Annotated in this window: 19 protein-coding genes; 10 read left to right on the plus strand and 9 right to left on the minus strand. The window is 60.0% G+C overall.

Annotated features, from left to right (window positions below):
• Positions 1 to 98: 98 nt before the first annotated feature.
• The 5 genes from pyk to gcl all read right to left on the minus strand — a co-directional run bounded on the left by pyk (position 99) and on the right by gcl (position 6,729).
• Positions 99 to 1,514 carry a pyruvate kinase gene (gene pyk / locus AC1MDT_RS00925; RefSeq protein WP_480420280.1) on the minus strand — a complete coding sequence of 472 codons (1,416 nt, stop codon included), beginning with the start codon at positions 1,512 to 1,514 and terminating at the stop codon, positions 99 to 101.
• The gene (locus AC1MDT_RS00930) at positions 1,504 to 2,784 is read right to left on the minus strand and encodes a glycerate kinase type-2 family protein (RefSeq protein WP_480420281.1); all 1,281 of its coding nucleotides are present in this window, start codon (positions 2,782 to 2,784) and stop codon (positions 1,504 to 1,506) included. Before AC1MDT_RS00930 ends, pyk begins: the two co-directional genes overlap by 11 nt.
• Before the next feature lie 175 nt (positions 2,785 to 2,959).
• A complete protein-coding gene (locus AC1MDT_RS00935; protein ID WP_480420282.1) occupies positions 2,960 to 3,850 on the minus strand; it encodes a 2-hydroxy-3-oxopropionate reductase in 891 nt (296 codons plus the stop codon).
• A 177-nt stretch (positions 3,851 to 4,027) separates the two neighbouring features.
• Positions 4,028 to 4,810 carry a hydroxypyruvate isomerase gene (gene hyi, locus AC1MDT_RS00940; RefSeq protein WP_480420283.1) on the minus strand — a complete coding sequence of 261 codons (783 nt, stop codon included), beginning with the start codon at positions 4,808 to 4,810 and terminating at the stop codon, positions 4,028 to 4,030.
• Positions 4,811 to 4,953: 143 nt separating this feature from the next.
• A complete protein-coding gene (gene gcl / locus AC1MDT_RS00945; RefSeq protein ID WP_480420284.1) occupies positions 4,954 to 6,729 on the minus strand; it encodes a glyoxylate carboligase in 1,776 nt (591 codons plus the stop codon).
• Between the two features lie 266 nt (positions 6,730 to 6,995).
• Here gcl and AC1MDT_RS00950 point away from each other — a divergent pair, with 266 nt between their 5' ends.
• Both AC1MDT_RS00950 and AC1MDT_RS00955 read left to right on the plus strand, forming a co-directional pair.
• On the plus strand, positions 6,996 to 7,436 hold the full coding sequence (locus AC1MDT_RS00950; protein ID WP_414906047.1) for a GlcG/HbpS family heme-binding protein: 441 nt from the start codon (positions 6,996 to 6,998) through the stop codon (positions 7,434 to 7,436).
• Between the two features lie 212 nt (positions 7,437 to 7,648).
• Complete coding sequence (locus AC1MDT_RS00955; protein WP_480420285.1) at positions 7,649 to 8,107, plus strand: REP-associated tyrosine transposase; 459 nt, start codon at positions 7,649 to 7,651, stop codon at positions 8,105 to 8,107.
• A gap of 109 nt (positions 8,108 to 8,216) precedes the next feature.
• On the opposite strand, the gene AC1MDT_RS00960 is transcribed toward AC1MDT_RS00955, so the two are convergent.
• Complete coding sequence (locus AC1MDT_RS00960) at positions 8,217 to 8,825, minus strand: TetR/AcrR family transcriptional regulator (RefSeq protein ID WP_438662594.1); 609 nt, start codon at positions 8,823 to 8,825, stop codon at positions 8,217 to 8,219.
• 195 nt (positions 8,826 to 9,020) lie between these two features.
• Between AC1MDT_RS00960 and AC1MDT_RS00965 the strand changes: the two genes are divergently transcribed.
• From AC1MDT_RS00965 to AC1MDT_RS00985, 5 genes are read left to right on the plus strand one after another with little or no spacing between them, the layout of a single operon-like run.
• Positions 9,021 to 10,142, plus strand: a complete 1,122-nt coding sequence (locus AC1MDT_RS00965) for an efflux RND transporter periplasmic adaptor subunit (protein ID WP_480420286.1) — start codon at positions 9,021 to 9,023, stop codon at positions 10,140 to 10,142.
• Between the two features lie 13 nt (positions 10,143 to 10,155).
• The gene (locus tag AC1MDT_RS00970; RefSeq protein WP_480420287.1) at positions 10,156 to 13,230 is read left to right on the plus strand and encodes an efflux RND transporter permease subunit; all 3,075 of its coding nucleotides are present in this window, start codon (positions 10,156 to 10,158) and stop codon (positions 13,228 to 13,230) included.
• On the plus strand, positions 13,227 to 16,346 hold the full coding sequence (locus AC1MDT_RS00975) for an efflux RND transporter permease subunit (RefSeq protein WP_480420288.1): 3,120 nt from the start codon (positions 13,227 to 13,229) through the stop codon (positions 16,344 to 16,346). The genes AC1MDT_RS00970 and AC1MDT_RS00975 overlap by 4 nt, the downstream gene beginning before the upstream one ends.
• A complete protein-coding gene (locus tag AC1MDT_RS00980; protein WP_480420289.1) occupies positions 16,347 to 17,879 on the plus strand; it encodes an efflux transporter outer membrane subunit in 1,533 nt (510 codons plus the stop codon). It begins immediately after the preceding gene.
• A gap of 44 nt (positions 17,880 to 17,923) precedes the next feature.
• The gene (locus AC1MDT_RS00985; RefSeq protein ID WP_480420290.1) at positions 17,924 to 18,838 is read left to right on the plus strand and encodes a DUF808 domain-containing protein; all 915 of its coding nucleotides are present in this window, start codon (positions 17,924 to 17,926) and stop codon (positions 18,836 to 18,838) included.
• Between the two features lie 127 nt (positions 18,839 to 18,965).
• Here AC1MDT_RS00985 and AC1MDT_RS00990 read toward each other — a convergent pair whose 3' ends face one another.
• Together AC1MDT_RS00990 and AC1MDT_RS00995 are read right to left on the minus strand one after the other, a co-directional pair.
• The gene (locus tag AC1MDT_RS00990; protein WP_480420291.1) at positions 18,966 to 19,754 is read right to left on the minus strand and encodes an MlaA family lipoprotein; all 789 of its coding nucleotides are present in this window, start codon (positions 19,752 to 19,754) and stop codon (positions 18,966 to 18,968) included.
• Entirely contained in the window at positions 19,747 to 21,045 is a 1,299-nt protein-coding gene (locus tag AC1MDT_RS00995; protein ID WP_480420292.1) for a serine/threonine protein kinase, read from the minus strand. Before AC1MDT_RS00995 ends, AC1MDT_RS00990 begins: the two co-directional genes overlap by 8 nt.
• 222 nt (positions 21,046 to 21,267) lie before the next feature.
• Between AC1MDT_RS00995 and AC1MDT_RS01000 the strand changes: the two genes are divergently transcribed.
• Together AC1MDT_RS01000 and AC1MDT_RS01005 are read left to right on the plus strand one after the other, a co-directional pair.
• A complete protein-coding gene (locus AC1MDT_RS01000) occupies positions 21,268 to 21,636 on the plus strand; it encodes a hypothetical protein (protein WP_480420293.1) in 369 nt (122 codons plus the stop codon).
• 208 nt (positions 21,637 to 21,844) lie between these two features.
• On the plus strand, positions 21,845 to 22,960 hold the full coding sequence (locus AC1MDT_RS01005; protein WP_480420294.1) for an RHS repeat-associated core domain-containing protein: 1,116 nt from the start codon (positions 21,845 to 21,847) through the stop codon (positions 22,958 to 22,960).
• A gap of 32 nt (positions 22,961 to 22,992) precedes the next feature.
• On the opposite strand, the gene AC1MDT_RS01010 is transcribed toward AC1MDT_RS01005, so the two are convergent.
• Entirely contained in the window at positions 22,993 to 24,588 is a 1,596-nt protein-coding gene (locus AC1MDT_RS01010; protein ID WP_480420295.1) for a glycoside hydrolase family 17 protein, read from the minus strand.
• A 287-nt stretch (positions 24,589 to 24,875) separates the two neighbouring features.
• Between AC1MDT_RS01010 and AC1MDT_RS01015 the strand changes: the two genes are divergently transcribed.
• Positions 24,876 to 25,727, plus strand: a complete 852-nt coding sequence (locus AC1MDT_RS01015) for a glycine betaine ABC transporter substrate-binding protein (protein ID WP_480420296.1) — start codon at positions 24,876 to 24,878, stop codon at positions 25,725 to 25,727.
• Positions 25,728 to 25,811 lie beyond the last annotated feature (84 nt).

Here is a 25,811-nt window from a genome sequence, read left to right on the forward strand (position 1 = left end):
CTCGCTCCCACATTGAATCTCTGTTCAGTTGATGGATTTGTGAACAATACAAATCCACTGTGGGAGCGAGCTTGCTCGCGATGAGGCCAGTACAGGCGCTAAATCAACGTTTCGATGCGCAATGAGTTAGTCGACCCCGGCTGCCCGAAAGGCACACCTGCCGTGATCAATAACGTATCGCCACGCTTGGCCATGCCCTGTGCCTGTGCAATCTCCAACGCCGTCGAGCACACCTCATCCACCTGGCGCAGCCGGTCGTTGACCACCGAATGCACGCCCCACGCCACGGTCAACCGGCGTGCGGTCTGCAAGTTCGGCGTCAGGTTCAGAATCGGTACCGTTGGCCGTTCCCGCGCCGCACGCAGACTCGACGTACCGGACTCGCTGTAGTTGACCAACACCGCCACCGGCAGCACATTGCTGATGCGACGGATCGCGCAACTGATTGCATCGGACACCGTCGCTTCAGCCTTCGGCCGGCTCACATCCAGTTGCGTCTGATAGTCCGGGCCGTTTTCCACCTGGCGGATGATTTTGCTCATCATCTGCACGGCTTCCAGCGGGTACTCGCCGGACGCGGTTTCCGCCGACAACATCACCGCATCGGCACCTTCGGCGACGGCGTTGGCAACATCAGTCACCTCGGCACGGGTCGGTGCCGGGGAGAATCGCATTGACTCCAGCATCTGCGTCGCCACCACCACCGGTTTGCCCAGTTCGCGGCAAGTGCTGATGATGTTCTTCTGAATCTGCGGCACGCTTTCGGCCGGCACTTCAACGCCGAGATCTCCGCGAGCGACCATAATTGCGTCGCTCAACTCGGCGATTTCCCGCAGCTGTGTCACCGCGGATGGTTTTTCGATCTTGGCCATCAAAAATGCTTTATCGCCGATCAGTTCGCGGGCTTCACGAATGTCTTCCGGACGCTGTACGAACGACAGCGCCACCCAGTCCACACCCAGCTCCAGACCGAAGCTCAAGTCGCGACGATCCTTGGCTGTCAGTGGGCTCAGTTCCAGCACCGCTTGCGGCACGTTCACGCCTTTGCGGTCCGACAGCTCGCCGCCATTGAGCACGGTGGTGTCGATGGCATCGGCATACTTGGTCACCACCCGCAGGCGCAGCTTGCCGTCGTCCAGCAACAGGTCCATGCCCGGCTCCAGCGCCGCGATGATTTCCGGGTGTGGCAGGTTGACCCGGCGCTCATCCCCCGGCGTCGGGTCCAGGTCCAGGCGCAAGGCCTGGCCACGATGCAACTGCACCTTGCCCTCGGCGAACTTGCCGACCCGCAGTTTCGGACCTTGCAGGTCCATCAGAATCCCGAGCGGGTAATTGAGCTGGCGCTCGACTTCGCGAATCCACTGATAGCGCTGGGCGTGGTCGGCGTGATCGCCATGGCTGAAGTTCAGGCGGAAGATGTTGACCCCGGCCAGCACCAGCTCACGGATGTCGTCGATTCCGTCGGTGGCCGGGCCGAGGGTGGCGAGGATTTTGACTTTTTTGTCAGGCGTCATGTTTAGGGCTCTCGAGAATCAGGATGGCGCGGAAGTCGTTGACGTTGGTACGGGTCGGCTCGGTGACGATCAGTGCGTCCAACGCCTCGAAATAGCCGTAGCCATTGTTGTTATCCAATTCGTCGCTGGCGCTCAGGCCCAGGGCGATGGCGCGGGCGTAGCTGTCCGGGGTCATGATCGCGCCGGCGTTGTCTTCGGAACCGTCAATGCCATCGGTGTCACCGGCCAGCGCGTAGACACCGGGCAGGCCTTTGAGGCTGTCGGTCAGGCTCAGCAGAAATTCGGCGTTGCGTCCGCCCCGGCCATTGCCGCGTACGGTGACGGTGGTTTCACCGCCGGAGAGGATCACGCACGGCGCCGCCAATGGCTGGCCATGCAAGACCACTTGCCGCGCGATGCCGGCGTGAACCTTGGCCACTTCGCGGGATTCGCCTTCCAGGTCACCGAGGATCAGCGGGCTGAACCCAGCCTGGCGGGCTTTCACCGCGGCCGCTTCGAGTGACTGTTGTGGACGGGCGATCAACTGGAAATGACTGCGTTCAAGACTCGGATCGCCGGGTTTTACCGTCTCCGATTCCGCACTTTGCAGCCAGTTGCGTACCGACGCCGGGACGTCGATGCCATAGCGCTTGAGGATTGCCAACGCTTCAGCCGAGGTGCTTGGATCGGCCACGGTCGGGCCGGAGGCGATAACCGTGGCGAGGTCGCCCGGTACATCGGAAATCGCATAGGTATAAACAGTGGCAGGCCAGCAGGCTTTGCCGAGGCGGCCACCCTTGATCGCCGAGAGGTGCTTGCGCACGCAGTTCATCTCGCCGATGGTTGCGCCGGATTTGAGCAGGGCTTTGTTGATGGATTGCTTGTCCGCGAGGGTAATGCCGGCCGCAGGCAGGGCCAGCAGGGCAGAGCCGCCGCCCGACAGCAGGAAGATCACGCGATCGTCTTCGGTCAGGTTGCTGACCAGTTCCAGCACCCGTTTGGCCACGGCCAGACCCGCCGCGTCCGGCACCGGATGAGCGGCTTCGACGACTTCGATTTTTTCGCAGGGGGCGCCGTGGCCATAACGGGTCACCACCAGACCTGAGACTTCACCCTGCCAGCAGCGCTCGACGACTTGAGCCATGGCGGCTGCAGCTTTGCCGGCGCCAATGACGATCACCCGACCGCTGCGGTCTTTGGGTAAATGAGCTTCGAGGACTTGCTGTGGATGGGCCGCGTCAATGGCTGTGGCAAACAGCTCGCGCAGGAATTGTTGCGGATCGACCGACATGGCGGGCTCCCGGAATTCTTGTTATTGGGATTAAACGACAGCAGGTGTTGCGACGCGGTCCTGTGGGAGCTGGCTTGCCTGCGATTCAGGCGACGCGGTCTCTCAGGCAGACCGAGGCGATGCCATCGCGAGCAAGCTCGCTCCCACAGGGGACCGAGCCAGCTTCAGGCCGGTGTTACTTATCGCGAATCGAGAAATTCGCCATATGCTCCAGGCCCTTGATCAGTGCCGAGTGGTCCCAGTTGCTGCCACCGATGGCCGCGCAGGTGCTGAACACTTGCTGGGTGTTGGCGGTATTCGGCAGGTTGATGCCCAACTCACGTGCGCCAGCCAGGGCCAGGTTAAGGTCCTTCTGGTGCAGGCTGATGCGGAAACCCGGGTCGAAAGTGCCTTTGATCATGCGCTCGCCGTGCACTTCGAGGATCTTCGAAGAGGCGAAACCGCCCATCAGCGCTTCACGCACCTTGGCCGGATCAGCACCGTTTTTCGACGCGAACAGCAGGGCCTCAGCCACGGCCTGGATGTTCAGCGCCACGATGATCTGGTTGGCCACTTTGGCGGTTTGACCGTCGCCATTGCCGCCCACCAGGGTGATGTTCTTGCCCATGGCCTGAAACAACGGCAGAGCGCGTTCGAAGGCATCGGCATCGCCGCCGACCATGATGCTCAAGGTCGCAGCCTTGGCGCCGACTTCACCGCCGGACACCGGCGCGTCGAGGTACTGAGCGCCTTTTTCGTTGATTTTGGTCGCGAAGGTTTTGGTGGCGGTGGGCGAGATCGAGCTCATGTCGATCACGATCTTGCCTTTGCCAACTCCGGCTGCAACACCGTCGGCACGGAACAGCACGTCATCGACCTGCGGGGTATCCGGAACCATGACGATGATGAACTCGGCTTCCTGCGCGACTTCTTTCGGGTTCGCCAGAGCGACGGCGCCCGCGGCGATCAGGTCGGCCGGCGCAGGGTCGTGGTGCGCCGACAGGAACAGGCTGTGACCGGCTTTCTGCAGGTTCAATGCCATTGGGTGGCCCATGATGCCGGTGCCGATAAATCCGATTTTAGCCATGAGAAAATCCTCTTGTTTTTGTCTTGCTCAAGCAAATATGGGAGCGCTGCTTTTGTAGGCGCGAGCTTGCTCCGGGCGGCGTTCCGACGATGGACGATTTCGCGCCCGGTCCATCCAGGCGGTACGCGTTATCGTTGGCGTCCTTCGCGAGCAAGCTCGCTCCTACAGGGTTTTGTGTCAGATCGCGTTGTGGGTTTTGAGCCAGCCCAAACCCGCTTCTGTGGTGGTCAGCGGTTTGTACTCGCAGCCGATCCAGCCCTGATAACCGATGCGGTCCAGGTGTTCGAACAGGAAGCGGTAGTTGATTTCACCGGTGCCTGGTTCGTTCCGCCCCGGGTTGTCGGCCAACTGGATGTGGTTGATTTCGCCCAAGTGCGTGGCCATGGTGCGGGCCAGGTCACCCTCCATGATTTGCATGTGGTAGATGTCGTATTGCAGGAACAGGTTGGCGCTACCGACCTGTTCGCGAATCGACAGGGCTTGCGCCGTGTTGTTCAGGTAAAAGCCCGGGATGTCGCGGGTGTTGATCGCTTCCATCACCAGTTTGATGCCCGCCGCTTGCAGCTTGTCGGCCGCATATTTGAGGTTGGCAACGAAGGTTTTTTCCACGGTGGCATCGTCGATGCCTTGTGGGCGGATGCCGGCCAGGCAATTGACTTGGGTGTTGCCCAGCACTTTGGCGTAGGCAATCGCCAGGTCGACCCCGGCGCGGAACTCCTCAACCCGGTCCGGCAGGCACGCGATACCGCGTTCGCCCTTGGCCCAGTCACCGGCCGGCAGGTTGAACAGCACCTGGGTCAGGCCGTTGGCATTGAGTTTGGCCTTGATCTCGGCGGAACTGAAGTCGTAAGGAAACAGGTACTCGACACCACTGAAACCGGCCTTGGCGGCCGCTTCAAAACGGGCAAGAAAATCCTGCTCAGTGAACAGCATGGACAGGTTGGCTGCGAAACGCGGCATGGTGGTCTCCTGTAAAAGTAGGTGCCTGTAGCAGCTGCCGAGGAACGAGGCTGCGTTGGGCTGCGAAGCGGCCCTCGGCGGCGGTCCTGCGGACACGCAACGCAGCCTCGTACCTCGGCAGCTGCTACAGGTATCAGGTCAATTTAATCGAGCAGCGAAATCGCGGTCGGCGCGTCGTTGCCGACCAGAGCCAGGTCTTCGAATTCGTTGACCGCGTTGATTTCGGTACCCATGGAAATGTTGGTCACACGCTCCAGAATAATCTCGACGATCACCGGCACCTTGAACTCTTCGATCAGTTCCTGAGCCTTGCGCAGGGCAGGCTGGATCTGACTCGGTTCGAACACCCGCAGGGCCTTGCAGCCGAGGCCTTCGGCGACGGCAACATGGTCGACACCGTAACCGTTGAGTTCCGGAGCGTTCAGGTTATCGAAGGACAGCTGCACGCAGTAGTCCATGTCGAAACCGCGCTGAGCCTGACGAATCAGCCCCAGGTACGAGTTGTTTACCACCACGTGGATGTACGGCAGCTTGAACTGCGCGCCCACCGCCAATTCTTCGATCATGAACTGGAAGTCGTAGTCGCCCGACAATGCCACGACCTTGCGGGTCGGATCGGCCTTGACCACGCCCAGCGCAGCCGGGATGGTCCAGCCCAACGGGCCGGCCTGACCGCAGTTGATCCAGTGACGCGGCTTGTAGACGTGCAGGAACTGCGCGCCGGCAATCTGCGACAGACCAATGGTGCTGACGTAGCAAGTGTCTTTGCCGAACACCTGGTTCATTTCTTCGTACACGCGCTGCGGCTTGACCGGCACGTTGTCGAAGTGAGTCTTGCGTTGCAGGCTGGCCTTGCGCTGCTGGCAGTCTTGCAGCCAGGCGCTACGGTTTTTCAGCTTGCCGGCGGCTTGCCATTCGCGAGCCACTTCGATGAACACGGTCAGCGCGGCAGCGGCGTCGGACACGATGCCCAGGTCCGGGTTGAACACGCGGCCGATTTGCGTCGGCTCGATGTCGACGTGAATGAACTTGCGGCCTTCGGTGTACACGTCGATCGAACCGGTGTGACGGTTGGCCCAACGGTTACCGACACCCAGCACCACGTCGGACTTGAGCAGCGTGGCGTTGCCGTAGCGGTGCGAAGTCTGCAGACCGACCATGCCGACCATCAATGGATGATCGTCCGGGATCGTGCCCCAGCCCATCAGGGTCGGGATCACAGGAATACCGGTCAACTCGGCGAACTCCACCAGCAACTCGCTGGCATCGGCATTGATGATGCCGCCACCGGCCACCAGCAGTGGGCGCTCGGCCTGATCGAGCATGGCCAGGGCCTTCTCGATTTGCACGCGGTTAGCCGATGGCTTGGCCAGCGGCAGTGGTTCGTAGGCGTCGATGTCAAATTCGATTTCAGCCATCTGCACGTCGAACGGCAAATCGATCAGCACCGGGCCGGGACGGCCGGAGCGCATTTCGTAGAAGGCTTTCTGGAACGCATAAGGCACCTGGCCCGGCTCCATGACGGTAGTTGCCCACTTGGTCACTGGCTTGACGATGGTGGTGATGTCGACCGCCTGGAAGTCTTCCTTGTGCATACGGGCGCGGGGTGCTTGCCCGGTGATGCAAAGGATCGGGATCGAGTCGGCCGAGGCGCTGTAGAGCCCGGTGACCATGTCGGTACCGGCAGGCCCGGAAGTACCGATGCACACGCCGATGTTGCCGGCCTTGGTGCGGGTGTAGCCCTCGGCCATGTGCGAGGCGCCTTCAACGTGGCGAGCGAGGACGTGATCAATGCCGCCGACCTTTTGCAGGGCGGAGTACAGAGGGTTGATGGCTGCACCCGGGATGCCAAAAGCGGTATCAACCCCTTCACGGCGCATCACCAGAACGGCGGCTTCGATTGCTCTCATTTTGCTCATGGTTTTGTGCCTCTTACGTTTTGTAATTGTATACAAGTGGCTTTGCGCAGAGTGTATTCACGGCGGACGGCGCAGGTCAATCCATTTTCTCAAGCGGTCGTTTCATTCGTCGAAAGCCGGTTCTGCTGTGGCTTTTCGTCGCATGTGGCGCTTTTCGAAAATTATTGTATACAAAAAAATAAGTTGTTGTGTTCTATTTGTCCTATCGGACTTCTGAACAAAACGAAGGCCTACCGCTTTCCGTATAACAAAATGAGGACGGCACCATGAGCGCTTTAACCTTGAAAGTTGCAGTCAACCTGACCAGTCAGGCCATCTCCGCGGGACGTGCAATCTCGGCGGCTCCGTTGACCATTGCCGTGCTGGATGCCGGTGGGCACCTGGTGTCCCTGCAGCGCGAAGACGGCGCCAGCCTGCTACGCCCGCAGATCGCCATCGGCAAAGCCTGGGGCGCCATCGCCCTGGGCAAAGGCTCACGCCTGCTGGCGCTGGACGCACAACAACGCCCGGCGTTCATCGCGGCTTTGAACAGCCTGGGGCAGGGCAGCGTGGTGCCGGCACCGGGCGGTGTGTTGATTCGGGATCAGGAAGGGAACGTGTTAGGGGCGGTGGGGATCAGTGGTGATCTTTCTGATGTCGATGAGCAATGCGCAATCAATGCGATCGAGGCGTTGGGATTGCGGGCGGATGCTGGGGTTAGTGCTTGATTTGTGGTGATTGAACTGCCGCCATCGCGAGCAAGCTCGCTCCCACAGGGGGGCGAGTGTTCACATATTTTGTGTTCATCCCAAATCCACTGTGGGAGCGAGCTTGCTCGCGATAGCTATCTTCAGGACACATCCAGCTAAAAGTCTGCCTCACCCTCAAGCATTCACGGGCCTAGTCTTCACATGACTTAAATCATGAGAGCGGCAAAGGAATGCCTGATCTTCCAGCTTCACATCGACTACGCCTTGGGCGCTATGCCGAACCAAACCGAATCTATCTACTGACCACCAATACACTTGGCCGAGAGCCTGTTTTCAAGGACTTCTCTCTGGGCCGGTTGATCGTGGGTCAGTTTCGTTATGCTCAAAATCAGGGTTGGGCGAATTCACTGGCTTGGGTGGTTATGCCTGATCACTTCCACTGGTTGATTGAGTTGCAGCAGGGATCATTGAGTGAACTGATGCAAAAGACCAAATCACTGAGCACGCGAGCGGTGAACATGTCCACCGGTCGCCAGGGCAGCCTTTGGCAGCAGGGCTATCACGATCGAGCATTGAGGCGAGACGAGGATTTGGTGAAGCTAGCTCGTTATGTCGTGGCCAACCCATTGCGGGCTGGCTTGGTAGAGCGGCTTGGCAACTATCCGCTGTGGGATGCTATCTGGATTTGATCAGATACCGAGTTGCCGCTATCGCGAGCAAGCTCGCTCCCACAGGGGATTTGTGAATGCCTGAGATCAAGTGTGGGAGCGAGCTTGCTCGCGATGGTCTCGACTCGGTCTACCGATCCGGCTCACACCCCTTGAGCACCAACCGGATGATCGTCTGCGCCGCCGCTTCGTAATCTTCTTCATCGAGCTTGGCCTTGCCGGTAATGGCCGTGATCTGCCAGTCAAAGTCGGCGTAGGTCTGGGTTGCGGCCCAGATGCTGAACATCAGGTGATTGGGGTCGATGGGGGCGATCTGGCCGCGGTCGATCCAGGTCTGGATGCAGTCGATGTTGTGCCTGGCCTGACCGTTGAGCTGCTCGACCAGGTCGGCGCTCAAGTGCGGGGCGCCGTGCATGATTTCGCTGGCGAACACCTTGGAGGCGAAGGGCAGGTCGCGGGAGATGCGGATTTTCGAGCGGATGTAGCCGCTGAGCACTTCGCTTGGCACACCGTCGGCGTTGAACGGCGTCGAGGCCTGCAGGATCGGCTCGATGATACTTTCAAGGACCTCGCGGTAGAGGTTTTCCTTGGATTTGAAGTAATAGTAGACGTTGGGCTTGGGCAATCCCGCCTTGGCTGCGATGTCGCTGGTTTTGGTCGCAGCGAAGCCCTTGTCGGCAAATTCTTCACTGGCGGCACGCAGGATCAATTCTTTGTTGCGCTCGCGGATGGTGCTCATAAACCAGGTGGTTCCTTGCCTGTGCTGGCGGTTGCGCATGTTAGCACCGGGCTCGCGCGGCGCTCAAGAATGCTCAGGGTCTGGTACTCGTCGCATCAGGCTGTCGCGTATCTGAACAAACTTGCCATCCTTCAGGCTGAGAACTGGGGCGCTGCTAGAGTGTAGGCAGCAATCAGATGCAAGGGGCGGGCAGCCGTGGAGAAACACAGGCAAGGCAAGTTCGTTCTTATCTTCGGCGTGGTGCTGTTGCTGGTGTTCGCCCTGTGGTTTTACCTGAGCGGCGGCCAGCACAAAGCCAAACCGCCGCCACCGGCCGAACCCGTGGCGGCGGTGGCGGTGAAGTTGCAGGACGTACCGGTTTACATCGACGCCCTCGGCACCGTGACGCCGACCCGTAGCGTCACGGTGGTGAGCCAGGTGGACGGCATTCTCAGTACCGTGGAATTCAAAGAGGGCCAGCGCGTCAGCAAAGGCCAGGTCATCGCCCGGATTGACGACCGCGCACTCAAGGCTCAACTGGCCGTGGCTAAAGGCACCCTGGCCCACGATCAGGCGGTGCTGAGCAACAACCAGCGCGATCTGGCGCGGTTTCGCGAACTGATCAAAATCGGCTCCACCAGCCAGCAAACCCTCGATACTCAGGCCTCCCTCGTCCAGCAACAGCAGGGCACGGTCGCGGCCGATCAGGGCAACGTGCAAAACCTCGAGGTGCAATTGAGTTATTGCACCATCACCTCGCCCATCGACGGTGTGGTCGGCCTGCGGCTGGTGGATCCGGGTAATTACGTGACCAACGGCAGCGTCACCGGGATCGCGGTGATTACTCAGATGAACCCGGCCACCGTGGTTTTCGCCGTGCCCGAGGATGATCTGGGCTCGATCAATCAGGCGCTGGCCCGTGGCCCGGTAACGGTGCTGGCCTACGACCGCAACAAGCACAATCTGCTGGCCACCGGCAGCCTGCTGGCCCTGGACAACCAAGTGGACATCAGCACCGGCACGATTAAGGTCAAGGCGCAGTTCGATGACTCAGGCAATGCGCTGTTTCCCAACCAGTTCGTCAATGCCCGGCTCAAGGCTGACACCCTGAGCCAGGCGCCGGTGGTGCCGACCACCGCGATCCAGCATGGCAGCAAGGGCGATTTCCTGTTCGTGGTCAACAGTGACAAGGCCAGCCTGCGCAACATCAAGGCTGGCCCGGCAATGGGCGATGTCACGGCGATTCTCGACAACGGCGTCAAGAACGGTGAGCAAGTCATCACCGAGGGCGGGGACAAACTCGACGATGGCTCGACGGTGAAGGTCGTCGGCCAGTGAGGAGTCGCTCGCCATGAATGTCTCGCGTCCCTTTATCGAACGGCCGGTTGCCACCACTTTGTTGATGGTTGCGGTGCTGTTGATGGGGATGCTCGGTTACCACTTGCTCTCGGTCTCGGCCCTGCCGGAAGTCGATTACCCGACTATTCAGGTATTTACCCAATACACCGGTGCCAGCCCGCAAGTAATCAGCTCGTCGATCACCGCGCCGCTGGAACGGCAACTGGGGGAAATGCCCGGGCTCAAGTCGATGAGCTCCACCAGCTCCGACGGGGCTTCGGTGATCACCCTGCAATTCGACCTGGCGCTGTCTCTCGACGTCGCCGAGCAGGAAGTGCAGGCCGCGATCAATGCCGCCGGCACCTTCCTGCCGACCAACCTGCCGTACCCGCCGGTGTACAGCAAGGTCAATCCGGCGGACGCCCCGGTGCTGACCCTGTCGCTGACTTCCGATGTGCTGCCGCTGACCAAAATCGAAGACCTGGCCGACACCCGGCTGGCGCAGAAAATTTCCCAGATCAGCGGCGTCGGACTGGTGACCATCAGTGGCGGTCAGCGCCCGGCGGTGCGGGTCCAGGCCAATACCTCGGCGCTGAATAACCTCGGGCTGTCGATGGAGGATTTGCGCACGGCGCTGAGCAACGCCAACGTCAACCAGGCCAAGGGCAACATCGACGGCAAGTTCCAGGCGTATTCGATTGGCGGCAACGATCAACTGCAATCGGCCGAGGAATACCGTGACCTGGTGATCGCCTATAAAAACGGTGCGCCGATCCGGCTGGCGCAGATCGCCAGTTCGATTCAGGGCCCGGAAAACCCGCGTCAGGCCGCGTGGACCGACCGTACGCCATCGATTGTGCTGAACATCCAGCGCCAACCCGGCGCTAACGTCATCGATGTGGTCGATCGTGTGCAGCAGCTGCTGCCGAAACTGCGCGCCAGCCTGCCGGGCACGCTCAAGGTCGCGGTACTCACCGACCGCACCCAGACCATTCGCGCCTCGGTCACCGATGTGCAATACGAACTGGCGGTGGCCGTGTTGCTGGTGGTGATCGTGATTTTCATCTTCCTGCGTAACATCGCGGCCACAGTGATTCCGGCAGTGACCGTACCGCTGACTCTGGTCGGCACCCTGGCCGTGGCTTATGTCCTGGGTTTTTCCCTGAACAACCTGACGCTGATGGCGCTGACCATCGCCATCGGCTTTGTGGTCGATGACGCCATCGTCATGATCGAGAACATCACGCGCTACATAGAGGCTGGCGACTCGCCGCTGGACGCTGCGCTCAAGGGGGCGGAGCAGATCGGTTTCACCATTATTTCGCTGTCTATTGCACTGATCGCAGTGATGATTCCGTTGCTGTTCATGGGGGATGTGGTGGGCCGGTTGTTCCGCGAATTCGCCATGACAGTCGCGGTGACCATTGTGATTTCCACGCTGATCTCCCTGACCCTGACGCCCATGATGTGTTCGCGGATGCTCAAGGCGAAAAAAGGCGAGCGTCGGGTCGACTTCTTCGACCGGATCAACGCCTATTACGTGCGGGGGCTGGACTGGGTGCTGGTGCACCGGACCCTGACGTTGATCTCGGTGGTGTGCACCGCGCTGTTGACGCTGATGGTCATCATGATCATGCCCAAGGGCTTTTTTCCCGAACAGGACACGGGTCTGATCCAGGGGATTTCCCAGGCCGCGCCGACCATTTCCTTCCAGCAGATGCAGGTCGAGCAACAGCGGCTGGCAGACCGTATCCTGCACGATCCGGCAGTGGCCAGCCTGTCGTCCTTCGTTGGCATCGACCAGACCAATCCGACGATCAACCAAGGCAACCTGCTGATCAACCTCAAGCCCCGAGGCGAGCGCGACAGCAGCGCGACGGTGATCCGTCGACTGGCAGATGCCAACGCCGATGATTCGGGGATTCGCCTGTATCTGCACGCGGTGCAAGACCTGACCCTCGACGCCACCGTATCGACCACCCGTTACCGCGTCGGCTTGCAGGCCACCGACCCGGACGTGCTGGAACTGTGGGCCGGCAAATTGCTGGAGGCGATAAAGAAAGACCCGATGTTTACTGACGTGCAGAGCCAGGCGTTGCAATTCGGCAATCAGATCCAGCTGACCTTTGACCGCGCCACGGCCTCACGGCTGGGCATCACGCCCCAGGCCATCGACGATGTGCTGTACGACAGTTTCGGTCAGCGCCAGGTGTCGACCATTTACACCCAGCTCAACCAGTATCACGTGGTCATTGCCACCGATCATCCGCCGCACAACCTGTCCGACCTGCTGACCGGGCTCTACGTCGACATCCCCGGCGGCGGGGTGGCGCCGCTGTCGAGCATGGCCATCCTGCACGTGGTGCGCACGCCGATCACCCTCAATCGCCTCGGGCAGTTTCCGTACGCCGATGTCTCGTTCAACCTCGCGCCAGGCCAGACCCTCGGCGCCGCCGTCAACCGCCTGAAGGACATCGAAACGCAGTTGGCTTTGCCTCTGACCGTACAGGCGTCTCTGGAAGGCGCGGCGGCGACCTTTGAGGCGTCGTTGTCGAATCAGGTGTTTCTGGTGCTGGCGGCGATTGTCGTGGTGTACCTGATGCTGGGGATTCTTTACGAAAGTTTCGTGCACCCGGTCACCATCCTGTCGACACTGTTGTCGGCGGCCCTCGGCGCCTTGCTGGCGTTGCTGATCACCGGGACACAGTTCGACATCATCGGGCTGATCGGCATCGTGCTGTTGATTGGCATCGTCATGAAGAACGGCATCATGATGGTCGACTTCGCCCTGGAGCTGGAACGCAAGGGCGGCCTTGACGCTGTCGCGGCGATTCGGCAGGCCGCCGAGTTGCGTTTTCGACCGATTTTGATGACCAGCATGGCTTCGTTGTTTGGTGCGGTGCCGTTGGCGCTGGGCACCGGGATCGGGTCTGAGCTGCGCCATCCGCTGGGTATTGCCATCATCGGCGGTCTGTTGTTGAGCCAGTTGCTGACGCTGTTCTCGACGCCGGTGATCTTCCTCGCCATGCATTCGCTGGAACGGCGCTTCGGTGGTCGACGTTCTGCTGATCCAGAGCTACGGCAATGAACCTCAGCGCGCCGTTTATCCAGCGTCCGATCGCCACCACCTTGCTGGCGACAGGCCTGGCGTTGTTCGGCATGTTGGCGTTTACCCTGCTGCCGGTGGCGCCATTGCCGGAGGTGGATTTCCCGACCATTAGCGTGCGCGCCTCTTTGCCCGGTGCCGATCCGCATACCATGGCGACCTCGGTAGCGACGCCGCTGGAGCGTCAGTTCGGGCAAATCGCCGGGGTCACCCAGATGACCTCTGCGAGCACGTTGGGCTCGACCCGGATCACCCTGCAATTCGACTTGAACCGCAACATCGACGGCGCCGCACGGGACGTGCAGGCCGCGATCAACGCGGCGCGGACCAACCTGCCGAGTGATCTGTCCGGCAATCCGACCTACCGCAAGGTCAACCCGGCCGACTCACCGATACTGATCATCAGCCTGACCTCTGACAACGCCACGCCGGGGCAAATGTATGACGTCGCCTCGACCCTGCTGGAGCAGAAGCTGTTGCAGACCACCGGCGTGGGTGACGTTACGGTCGGCGGTGGCGCCTTGCCAGCGGTGCGCATCGAACTCAACCCGGATCGGCTCAACCATTACGGCGTCAGCCTGGAGCAGGTGCGGGCGGTGGTTTCGGCGTCCAACGCCAACTTGCCCAAAGGCTCGGTGGCGATCGGCGCCGAGAGCCACGGCATCGCGGCCAACGACATGCTCTACCAGACGCAAGACTATGAGCCACTGGTGGTCAAGCAAAGTAACGGCGACGTGGTGCACATCGCCGACCTTGGCTATGTACGCGAAGACGTCGAAGACTTGCGCAATTTCGGCCTGTTCAACGGCAAACCGGCGGTTCTGCTAGTGGTGTTCAAGCAGCCGGGGGCCAATGTCATCGAAGCCGTGGACGCGGTGAAAGCGGCGCTGCCGTTTTTGCAGAGTTCGATCCCGGCCAACATCAAGCTGAGCCTGCTGATGGACCGCACCACGACCATCCGCGCCTCGCTGCGCGACGTCGAGTTGTCGTTGATCGCCTCGATCCTGCTGGTGACGTTGGTGACCTTTGTGTTCTTTCGCGACTGGCGCAGCACGCTGGTACCGGCAATCGTGGTGCCGCTGTCACTGCTCGGCACGTTCGGCGCGATGTATTTTTTGGGCTACAGCCTGAACAACCTGTCGCTGATGGCATTGACCATTTCCACCGGGTTCGTGGTGGACGACGCCATCGTGGTCGTGGAAAACATCATGCGCCACCTGGAAAACGGTGAAAGCCGCCTGCAAGCGGCATTGGCCGGGGCGCAGGAAGTCGGGTTCACGGTGCTGACCATCAGCGTCTCGCTGGTGGCGGTGTTCATTCCGTTACTGTTGATGGGCGGGATTGTCGGGCGGCTGTTCCGTGAGTTTTCTATTTCGTTGTCGGTGGCCATCGTCATTTCGATGCTGATTTCCCTGACAGTCACGCCGATGCTGGCCAGCGTGCTGTTGCGCAGCAAGGGGGCGGCAACAGGGGACAGCGATCATCCGGATTCACGGTTTCACCGCTTCTATGATCGGACCCTGGGTTGGGTCATCGAGCATTCGATTTTGATGGGCCTGATCACGGTACTGGTGATTGTCCTCGCGGTGGTGCTGTATGTGCTGGTGCCCAAGGGCTTCTTTCCACAGGAAGACACGGGGCGGCTGTCGGGGAGCATCGTGGCACCGCAGAGCATTTCCTATGCGGCGATGCAGCGACAATTCAGCGAGATCAATCGCAAGGTCATGCTCAACCCGAATGTGCAGACCGTCGGCGGTTTTGTCGGTGGCGGAGGTGGCGGAGGTGGGGCGATCAACAGTGCGCAGCTATTCATTAACCTCAAGCCGCTGAACCAGCGCAGCGACAGCGCCGATCAGGTCATCGCCCAGATCCGTCACACGCTGGGCGACATGCCTGGCACCCGCTTGTATTTGCAGTCGGCCCAAGACATCACTGTCGGCGGTCGGCAGAGCGGTGCGCAGTACCAATACACCCTGACCGCCGACGACCAGAGCACGCTCGATGAATGGGTTCCAAAAGTCGTCGCGGTGCTGCATACCTTGCCGCAACTGACCGACATCAACACCGATCAGCAGGACAACAGCCTGCTGGCCAACGTGAAGATCAATCGCGATGCGGCGGCGCGACTCGGGGTGAGTATTTCGGCGATTGACCAGACCCTCTACGACGCGTTCGGCCAGCGTCAGGTGTCGACCATTTACCGCGCTGCCAACCAATACCACGTGGTGATGGAAGTCGCGCCGCCCTACTGGACCGACCCGAGCACCCTCGGCTCGATCTATGTGCCAGTGGGCACCGTTGTCCCGACCAGGGGCAGTAACGTCGCACCGGACCTGAGCGCTAACGCCAACCCGCAACTGCTGCCGTTGTCGGCGATTGCCGAATATTCGGTAGACCGCACGGCGATCTCCATCAGTCACCAGGGCACTTTTCCGGCGGTGACCGCCTCCTTCAATCTTGCCCCCGGCGTCGCCATCGGCCAGGCCACGGCGCTGGTGGACAACGCCGTGGCACAGCTGCTGATGCCCTCCAGTGTGGTCGGTCAGTTCGCGGGCACGGCCCAGGTGTTTCAGTCGTCGGTGGCCAGCGAACCGTTGCTGATCGTCGCGGCGCTGCTGTCGGTGTATCTGGTGCTGGGGATTCTCTATGAGAATCTGGTGCATCCGCTGACGATCCTGTCGACTTTGCCCTCGGCGGGCGTCGGTGCGCTGATCGCGTTGCTGCTGACCGGCACCGAGCTGTCGATCATCGCGCTGGTCGGGGTGATTCTGCTGATCGGCATCGTCAAGAAAAACGCGATCATGATGATCGACTTCGCCATCACCGAGCGCAAACAGCAAGGCCTCGGCGCCAAGGAGGCGATTCATCGAGCCTGCTTGATTCGCTTCCGGCCGATCATGATGACGACGCTGGCGGCGATTCTCGGCGCATTGCCGCTGGTGCTCGGCAGCGGTTATGGCTCGGAGCTGCGCAGGCCGCTGGGCATTTCGATCATTGGCGGGCTGGTGTTCAGCCAACTGCTGACGCTGTACACCACCCCCGTGATCTACCTCTGGCTCGACCGGGCGTCACAACGCCTGCACGGCAAGGAGAAATAGATGAATCGTCGCATTCCTGCTTTACCTGTGGGAGCGAGCTTGCTCGCGAAGGCATCAGGTCAGCCAACATTTATGTTGAACGTTAAGCCGCTTTCGCGAGCAGGCTCGCTCCCACAGGGTTTGGCGGTGTTATTTCTGGCTGCGTTACTGAGCGGCTGCATGGTCGGGCCGGACTATCAAAAACCGGCCATCGAGTTGCCGATGTCGTTCAAGGAAGGCACCCAGTGGGAGCGTGCTGTGGCCAATCCGCAAGGGGCGTTGGACAGTCAATGGTGGCTGGATTATCACGATCCGATACTCAATGACCTGGTGAATCGTTCGGCCACGGCTAATCAGTCGATCATCGCGGCCGAGGCGGCGTATCGCCTGGCCCAGGCCCAGGTGGCGTCGAGCCGTGCCGGGCTGTGGCCGACGGTGGGCGTCGGGCTGGCGGGGACGCGTGGCGTCGTCGGCGGGGGGAATGTCAGCAGTTCCAACACCGTGTCCGGCAGCAGTTCCGCACGCGTCCAGCAAACCGTCAGCGCGACGTTGAGCGCCAGTTGGGAGCCGGACCTGTGGGGCGCCGTGCGCCGTAACATTGAGTCAAGCAAGGCTTTGGCCGAGGGCTCCGATGCGCTGCTGGCGGGTGTGCGGTTGTCGATCAGCGCCAGTGTGGCGAGCAATTATCTGGGGCTGCGGCAATTGGATATCGACATCGGATTGCTGGAGCAACAGCAGCGGATCAACCAACAGTTGCTGGACATGATCCAGGTCGATTTCGTCCAGGGCACCGCGTCCAACGATCAGCTGCTGGTGGCCCAGGATCAACTGACCACGGTGGTCGCCGCGTTGCAGACCGCCCAGCGTTCACGGGAGCAGTTCGAACATGCGTTGGCGGTGTTGGTGGGCGTAGCGCCGGCGGATTTCAATTTGCCGCCCAAGAGCACATACACCTTCGTCCTGCCCAAACCGCCGCTGACGCTGCCGTCGACGCTGTTGCAACGCCGGCCCGACGTGGTGGCCGCCGAACGTGCCGCTGCGGCGGCGAATGCCCGAATCGGCGTGGCTGAGGCCGCGTTCTATCCGACGCTCGACCTGAGTGCCGAGGCCGGCTATCGCGGCACCGCCCTCGGTGGCCTGTTCTCAGTGCCCAACCGTATCTGGACCCTCGGCCCCGCCCTGGCGGAAACCGTGTTCGAAGGCGGTGCCCGGGAAGCAGCGGTGCAGCAAGCCCAGGCGAGCTACGATCAGGATGTCGCCAATTACCGAGGCACCGTGCTCGGTGCGTTGCAGAACGTCGAGGACAACCTGTCGGCGATCAATCACCTGCAACGGCAGGCCGAGGCGTTCGGGCAAATTTATCAGCGCAATCAGCAATTGTTCGGCAGCCAGGAGGCGCAGAAGCGCGCCGGCACGGTCAGCCAGCAAGCGGTGCTGACCCAGCAATTGGTGTTGGTACAAACCGAGCAGAGCCTGCGCGATACCCAAGGCCTGCTCAGCCAGGGCAGCGTTGCGTTGATTCAGAGCCTGGGCGGTGGTTGGCAAACGCCTTGAGCGCTATGCTTCGCGCACTTTGTTTGTATAGGGAAGCCTGACCCATGGCAGGAAGCAGTTTACTGGTGCTGATCGACGACATCGCCGCGGTACTCGACGACGTTGCGTTGATGACCAAAATGGCCGCGAAGAAGACGGCTGGCGTGCTCGGCGACGACCTGGCGCTCAATGCCCAGCAAGTCAGCGGTGTGCGTGCCGAACGGGAAATCCCGGTGGTCTGGGCCGTGGCCAAGGGCTCATTTTGCAACAAACTGATTTTGGTACCGTCGGCACTGGCCATCAGCGCATTCATTCCGTGGCTGGTCACGCCGCTGTTGATGGTCGGTGGCGCTTACCTGTGCTTCGAAGGGTTCGAGAAACTGGCCCACAAGTTTCTGCACAGCCAGGCTGAAGATGACGCCGACCATGCGCAACTGGCCAAGGCAGTGGCCGATCCGGCGACCGATCTGGTGGCGTTCGAGCAGGGCAAGATCAAAGGCGCCATCCGCACTGACTTCATTCTTTCGGCGGAAATCATCGCCATCACTTTGGGCACCGTGGCGGGGGCGTCGCTGACTCAGCAGGTGATCGTGCTGTCGGGCATCGCCATCATCATGACCGTTGGTGTCTATGGCCTGGTGGCGGGCATCGTCAAACTCGACGATCTGGGCCTGTGGCTGACCCGCAAGCCTGGACAGATGGCCAAAAGCATCGGCGCCGGAATATTGCGTACGGCGCCGTACATGATGAAAAGCCTGTCGGTGATCGGCACGGCAGCGATGTTCCTGGTGGGCGGCGGGATCCTCACGCACGGCGTGCCGGTGGTCCATCACTGGATTGAAAGCGTTAGTGCGGGGGCGGGTAGCGCCGGGTTTATAGTGCCGACGTTGTTGAATGCGGTGGCGGGGATTGTGGCGGGCGCGGTGGTGCTGGCCGGGGTGATGGCTGCCAGCAAAATCTGGAAGGCACTGAAAAACTGAAGTCAGCACATAACAAATGTGGGAGCGAGCTTGCTCGCGATGGCGGTGTAACAGTCAACATAGAGGTTGAATGTTATGGCCTCATCGCGAGCAGGCTCGCTCCCACAGTTATTTTTGACTGTCGCAATTACTCGGCGATCTGCAATTTACGCGCCTCGGTGTACACGTAACGCACTTTCTCGTATTCGAACGGCGAGTTCAGCTGGCCGTAGCGGAAGGTGGTCTGGTAGCGCTTGTCGATGCCGCGCAGGAGCCAGATTTCCGGGTGGTTTTCGCTGACGTGGGAGACGTTCAGGAAGTTGATTGCCGATTCCGCGGAGAAGTCGAACACCAGGCCGCCCGTGTCGCGAATGTTCGAAGGTCCGAGGATGGGCAGCACGAAGTAGGCGCCGCCCGGTACACCGTAGAAGCCCAGTGTCTGACCGAAGTCTTCGTTCTTGCGCGGCAGGCCCATGGCAGTGGCGGGGTCCCACAAGCCGGCAATACCGATGGTGGTATTGAGCAGCAGGCGCCCGGTGATATCCATCGAGCGCTGGCCCTTGAACTGCAGCAAGCTGTTCAACAGGTTCGGCACGTCACCGAGGTTGTTGAAGAAGTTGCTGACACCGGTGCGCAGGAAACTCGGGGTGATGTAGCGATAGCCGTTCACCACGGGCAGGAACACCCATTGGTCGAAGCGGTAGTTGAAGTGATAAACCCGGCGGTTCCACTCTTCCAGCGGGTCATAGACGTTCAGCGCGTTGAGCGTCGAACGTTCGAACTCGCGCTGATCCATCCCCGGGTTGATTTTCAATTTGCTCAGTGGCTCCTTGAAGCCGTCACTGTCGACCACAACAGGCGCGTTGGCCTTGCTGTCGTCGGCATTGGCGACGCCTGCACAGAGTAACGCAGCGATAAGCAGGAGGTGTTTAGCCACGGAAAAACTCCAGCATGGCGTCGCTGTTGACGCGGTAATTAAGGTTGCCGCAATGGCCGCCCAGTGGATAAACAGTCAAGCGATCGCCGAACGTCCTGCGTAGAAAACCGAGGTCGCCCGGGCCGAGGATCACGTCGTCAGCGTTGTGCATGACGGCGATTTTCGGGCTGTCGTGCAGGTAGTCTTTCAGCGCATACAGACTCACCTGATCGATCAGTTGCAGCAGGCTGCCGCCATCGGTGCGGGCGCGCCACATTGGAATGAGCTGCTCGGTGATGTAGCAGTCGAAGTCGCATTGCAGCGCACGCTTGAGGAACGGCGTGAGGCTGGTGCCTTCGGTGATCGGGTACTTCGGTGGAGTGATCAGGCCCCGACGGTTGATCAGGTCCGAGGTGAAGGCAATGTCGGCCGCCGAGAAGCGGAACGAGGTGCCGATCAGCATGGCCATCTGTTCGTTCGTCAGGTGTTCCTTGGACTGCTGGATGTCGTAGAGCAGGGCATCGTTGAGGTCGATATAGCCTTTTTGCTGGAAGTAGCGGGTCAGTTTGTTCAGCACAAGCTCATAGAACGTGGTGGTGCTGTTGATGCCCTTGACCTCGGTCTGGACCAGTTTGTCCAGGTTGGTGATCGAGGTGTAAAGGTTGACCGGCGGATTGAGCAGCAGGACTTTCTTGAAGTTGAAGCTGCGGCGGGTTTCGTCCAGGTGCGCGACGAACGCGGCATCCAGTGCGCCCAGGCTGTAACCGGTCAGGTAGTAATCGGTGACGGGCACTCTCGGGTTCTGCGCGCGAACGGCCTGCATCACCCGGTACATGTCTTCGGCGTCTTCCTTGGTGATGCCCGGGGTGGCAAAGCGTGAGGCGGCACTCATGAAGTCGAAGCTGGTAGGCGACGACAGTTGCACCACGTGGTAGCCAGCCTTGTAGTAGAGCTTTTTCAGGAATTCGTTGAGGCTGCTGTCATAGCGCGCGCCGGTGCCGGCGATCAGGAAGATCAGCGGCGCCGCTTTATCTTGAGTGGCGATGCGGTAGGTGAGCTTCTTTACCGGCCAGAAGTTGTCCGGCAGTTCGAATGCTCGCTCCGGGCGCAGGGTGATGCTGCGATCCGACTGGTTGATGTCCTCGTCCCGCGGCAACTCTGGGCGCAGGTCCGGCGGAGTCGTGGCAATTGTCGCCTCGAACGGGTTGGTCAAGGGGTAGCCATAACTGGCGGCGTCGATGTCCACCGCCAGTGCGGACGCACTCAAAATAATGCCGCCAAACAGGGCGGCGAAGCGCAAGGAACGGAGCATGACTAGATCCCTTAGAAAAGGTGCCGAATGAGTTCGCAGGCTATGACCACTGGATTTGCGCCAAAGTGCCGTGTATCGGCAACAAACAGGCCTAATTCTGAGTAATAGTAGCTGGACGATACACTTTGCAGCGATTGGCTGGCCAGTTAACTGTTGTTAACGCTTGCGTAAGGCCGTCGGGAGATTAAGCTGGCCGCCGTTTTTGGTTAATTGGAGTGCTTCATGTCCCGCCGTCTGCCCGTGGTTTTGCTGCTTGTTTTGCTGCCCTTATGGTTGGCCGCTAGTTATGGCGCGCGCTATGGCTTCATGGAGGATGCGCAGTGGGTCGGCCTCTGCGTGGATGACGCGAACCGGTGGGAATGCCTGGTTCGTTCGAATCTGGGGTTGATGATTCACTTTGCTGTGTTGGGCTGGGCGGCACTGGCCGCGGCCGTGATCGGCTTCGTGTTGCCGGGGCGGGCAGGGTGGTGGTTGGCCGTGTTGGCGCTGGTGTTCGGTTTTCCGGCGTTGGCGTTGTACAACACGACGTTGGCGGTGTTTGCGGTGGTGATTGCCGGGTTGCGGCTGGTCAGGGCTTCCCGTAGCGCCTGATAGTCCGTATTCGCGAGCAGGCTCGCTCCCACATGTGACCGCGTTCTCATGATCGATGCGGTGGAGTGTGGGAGCGAGCCTGCTCGCGAAGAGGCCAGGAGGCTGGCGAAGTTTCCTCTCAATTCCTATCAGTTCTGATAGTAGACAGTCGTCCTCATAACTCCGAATCTAGCAGTCCAAGCCCTTGGATACGAAACGGAGCAACGCCATGACTGCTCAGCGCGAAACGTTGCTCTGCCGCTATCAATACGATCCGCTGGATCGGGTTGTTGGTTGTACGCCGCTGAATCGCGACAGTGTTCAGCGCTTTTACCGAAAAAATCGTTTGGCCACGGAAATACAGGGGCAGGCGCAGTACTCCGTGTTTGAACACGAGGCTCAGCTATTGGCGCAGCGTCGGTTTGAAGCGGATAGCGTCGACTGTGCGTTGTTAGCCACCGACCTGCAGCGTTCGGTCTTGCACTCCATCGCCGTCGGTCAGCACCAGCAACCCGTTTATTCCCCCTACGGTCATCGTTCTCCCGAAGGCGGCTTGATCAGTCTCCTGGGTTTCAACGGTGAACGACGGGACCCGGTGACTGGGCATTACTTGCTTGGGAACGGATACCGCGCTTTCAATCCGGTGTTGATGCGATTCAACAGTCCGGACAGTTTGAGTCCGTTTGGGAAAGGGGGGGTGAATGCTTATGCGTATTGCGCGGGGGATCCGCTTAATCGGGTGGATCCGATGGGGAATTATTTTGTTCCAGCGCTTGTTGCCGGGTTGGCTCGAGGGGCGATGGCACGGCGTGTCTTCAATATCGTGGACCATGTGATTTCAGTCCCAACAGCCGCTGTAAATAAGGTGGTTGGTGGGTTTTCCTCGGCGAGTAAGCGGGTTGGGAATTTTTTAGATGAGGTTTCTGGAAATGCGCGACATAACAGACTTGTCGGTAAAAAAAATGCAGCTATTAATGCTCTCAATGATTTCAAAGATTCATCAGTAAAAAATTTCGAAGAGCTTACAGGGCAGAAAGTGACGTTCGACAAGCTCAGGACGCATGCAGAGCAATTGAAAACTAATCTTCAAACCCAAGAGGCTCATCTGAAGAAATTTGGCTCCTTCGACAATCTTTCAGTCGAAGACGTTAAATTATTTAAAGCGACGGAAAGTAGCATGCAGCTAGGGAGAGTTTCCGAGAAAAGGGTCGGCAATTTGCTTGAGAAACTCCAGCCATTAGAATTCAACGTGTATAGGTATGAGGTTAAGCTAAATCATCCGGGGCTACAGTCTGAAGTCCGATTTGCACATCTAAAGAACAAACTCGTCCGCAAGCAAAGCTAAGCGCACCCACGGTAGTGCGGATGCGCTTTCTGTCAGCCCTTACGAACCCGCAAACTGCGCCACAACGCCACCAACATCAACACACTCACCAGCGCCCAACCCCAGGCCTGCTGGTTCTGCAGGCCTTCACGAAACAGCTGCGGCGCAATGCCGGCGCCGATGATGAAGGTCAGCAGGGCGATCTCGCGACGTGGGACGCTCACCGGGCGGCACAGGTACACCAGCGCTGGCACGATGAACGCGACACTCGGGAAACTGCGATAGCGCGGATCGAACACCATCTCCAGCATCATTACCGCCGCCGCAAACCCTGCTGTTGCCAGCAGCCAGCCCGCCCGCCGCTCCAGCACGTCGAAGGCCCGCCCACGCCAGCCAGTGCGAGCGCTCAGCGTCAGCGCGGCATGCGCCAACACCAGCACATTCAAACCAGTCAGCAGAGCAACCCACCACCATTCACTGGCAAACCGAGTGCTGACCCGTGCGAGATCGCCCCAGGCGCCAATCGAGCACGCCGCCAACGCCCCCAGCAGCGGCAGAACCAGCGCCGCGCGAGTATTGCGTACACGACCACCGAAAATCAGCGTGCCGAGGAAAATCAAGCCGCCCACCGCCAGCCACTGTTTCCAGTACGGCACGTTCGACACTGGGCCTGCCAGCACGCCCTTGTCCTGGCGATCGGCATCGAACAGGCCCCAGTAACCACCGACCGCGCCTTCGCTGGCGCGTTTCCATGGCTGGTCGAAGGCTTCGATCAGGTTGTAATGCCAGCCGTGCTGCTCGGCCATGGTCACAAAACCACGAATGAATCGGGCTTCATTGACCCTGCTAGGCAGGGCGGTTTCGCGCTGGCGGCCTTCGCTTGGCCAACCGGTTTCGCCAATCATCACGTCCTTGGGCGCGAATTTGTTGCCGAACACCTGGCGGACTTCGGCTACATGCTGCAGTGCGGCGTCGATGTTCGACGGATCGTCTTCCCAGTACGGCAGCAAGTGGATGGTCAAGAAGTCCACCGCCGGCGCGACTTCCGGGTGCTTGAGCCAGAACTCCCAGACGTCGGCATAAGTGACAGGCTGTTTGACCTGGCTTTTGACCTTGTTGATCAGCTTGGCCAATTGCGCGCCGGTGACTTCCTTGCGCAGCAGCGTCTCGTTGCCGACGATCACCGCGGTCACCACATCCGGGTTGGCATTGGCCGAGGCGATCAACAGGTCAACTTCCTTGGCGGTGTCCACCGGGTTGCTGTTGACCCAGGCGCCGATCATCATTTTCAGCCCGTGCTTTCGCGCGAGATCCGGCAGCGCCTCAAGGCCGGTCATCGAATAGGTGCGGATGCATTCGAAGCGAGTCGCCAACAGTGCAAGGTCGGCGTCCATACGCTCGGGGCGCAACTTGAATGGCTGATCGAACGGCGATTGGTCCTTGTCGAACGGCGTGTAGGACGCGCATTGCAGCTTGTGTGTCGCGCTGGCCACGTCAGCCAGAATCACCGGTTTGCCGAGGCCGTACCAAAAGCCACCCAAGGCAAAAAGCCCGAGCAGGCAGGCGAATAGATAAGCAAAAAAGGGGAAGCGTGATGTCGCGGGCATGGTCAGGCCGTCTGGGAGCAAAGCCGCGCATGTTACCTGCATTTGCCGCGCGCTTGGTGGCTTGCAGTGTTTTGACATGCAAAGTTCGGGCGGATTGACTAGCCTGTTTCCCATGCTCGAGATTAATGGCGTTCTGATGTCGTTTCTCGATGCATTGAGGTCGCAGACAGCACAGGTCGCGGTTGGCGTCAGGTTGATTATCGAGGCGTCAGTACTCCGCTGATGTTCGAACGAGTTTGCGGTTGGGCGTGATGGGGGCGCGGTGCACCATAACAATACGTTGACGCGACTCGGCATCCGTCGAGCGCAGCACTTTCGGGGAAGTAACGATGAAGATGCGACGACTTTTAGGCGCGGGTGCCGCACTGGTACTTGCGATTGGCTCCACTATGGCCAATGCCGAGAGCAAAACCCTGAGCATCGGTTATGTCGACGGCTGGTCCGACAGCGTCGCGACGACCCATGTGGCCGCTGAAGTGATCAAGCAGAAGCTCGGTTATGACGTGAAGCTGCAAGCAGTGGCCACCGGGATCATGTGGCAAGGTGTGGCGACTGGCAAACTGGACGCCATGCTGTCTGCCTGGCTGCCGGTGACCCACGGCGAATACTGGGCCAAGTACAAGGACCAAGTCGTCGATTACGGCCCGAATTTCAAAGACGCAAAAATCGGCTTGATCGTGCCTGAGTACGTCAAGGCCAAGTCCCTCGCCGATCTGAAAACCGATGACAGTTTCAAAGATCGCATCGTCGGCATCGACGCCGGTTCGGGTGTCATGCTAAAAACCGAGCAGGCGATCAAGGACTACGATCTGACTGGCTATCAACTCAAGGCCAGTTCCGGCGCCGGCATGATTGCCGAGCTGACCCGTGCCGAGAAGAAAAACGAATCCATTGCCGTCACCGGTTGGGTGCCACACTGGATGTTCGCCAAGTGGAAACTGCGCTTCCTGGACGACCCGAAAGGCGTTTATGGCGCCGCTGAAACCGTGGACAACATCGGCAGCAAAGAACTGGCAACGAAGGCGCCGGAAGTGGCCAAGTTCCTGAAGAACTTCCAGTGGGCCTCGAAAGACGAAATTGGCGAAGTCATGCTCGCAATCCAGGATGGCGCCAAGCCTGAAGTCGCTGCGAAGGACTGGGTAGCCAAGCACCCGGATCGTGTTGCAGATTGGATTAAATGATTTGAGCTGACGCGTCTGGTCAGCACCTCTCAAGGCCGCTTGGCGTAATTGCCAAGCGGCCTTTTGCTTATCCATGTGGGAGCG

The organism is Pseudomonas sp. ASL7 (assembly GCF_056680375.1).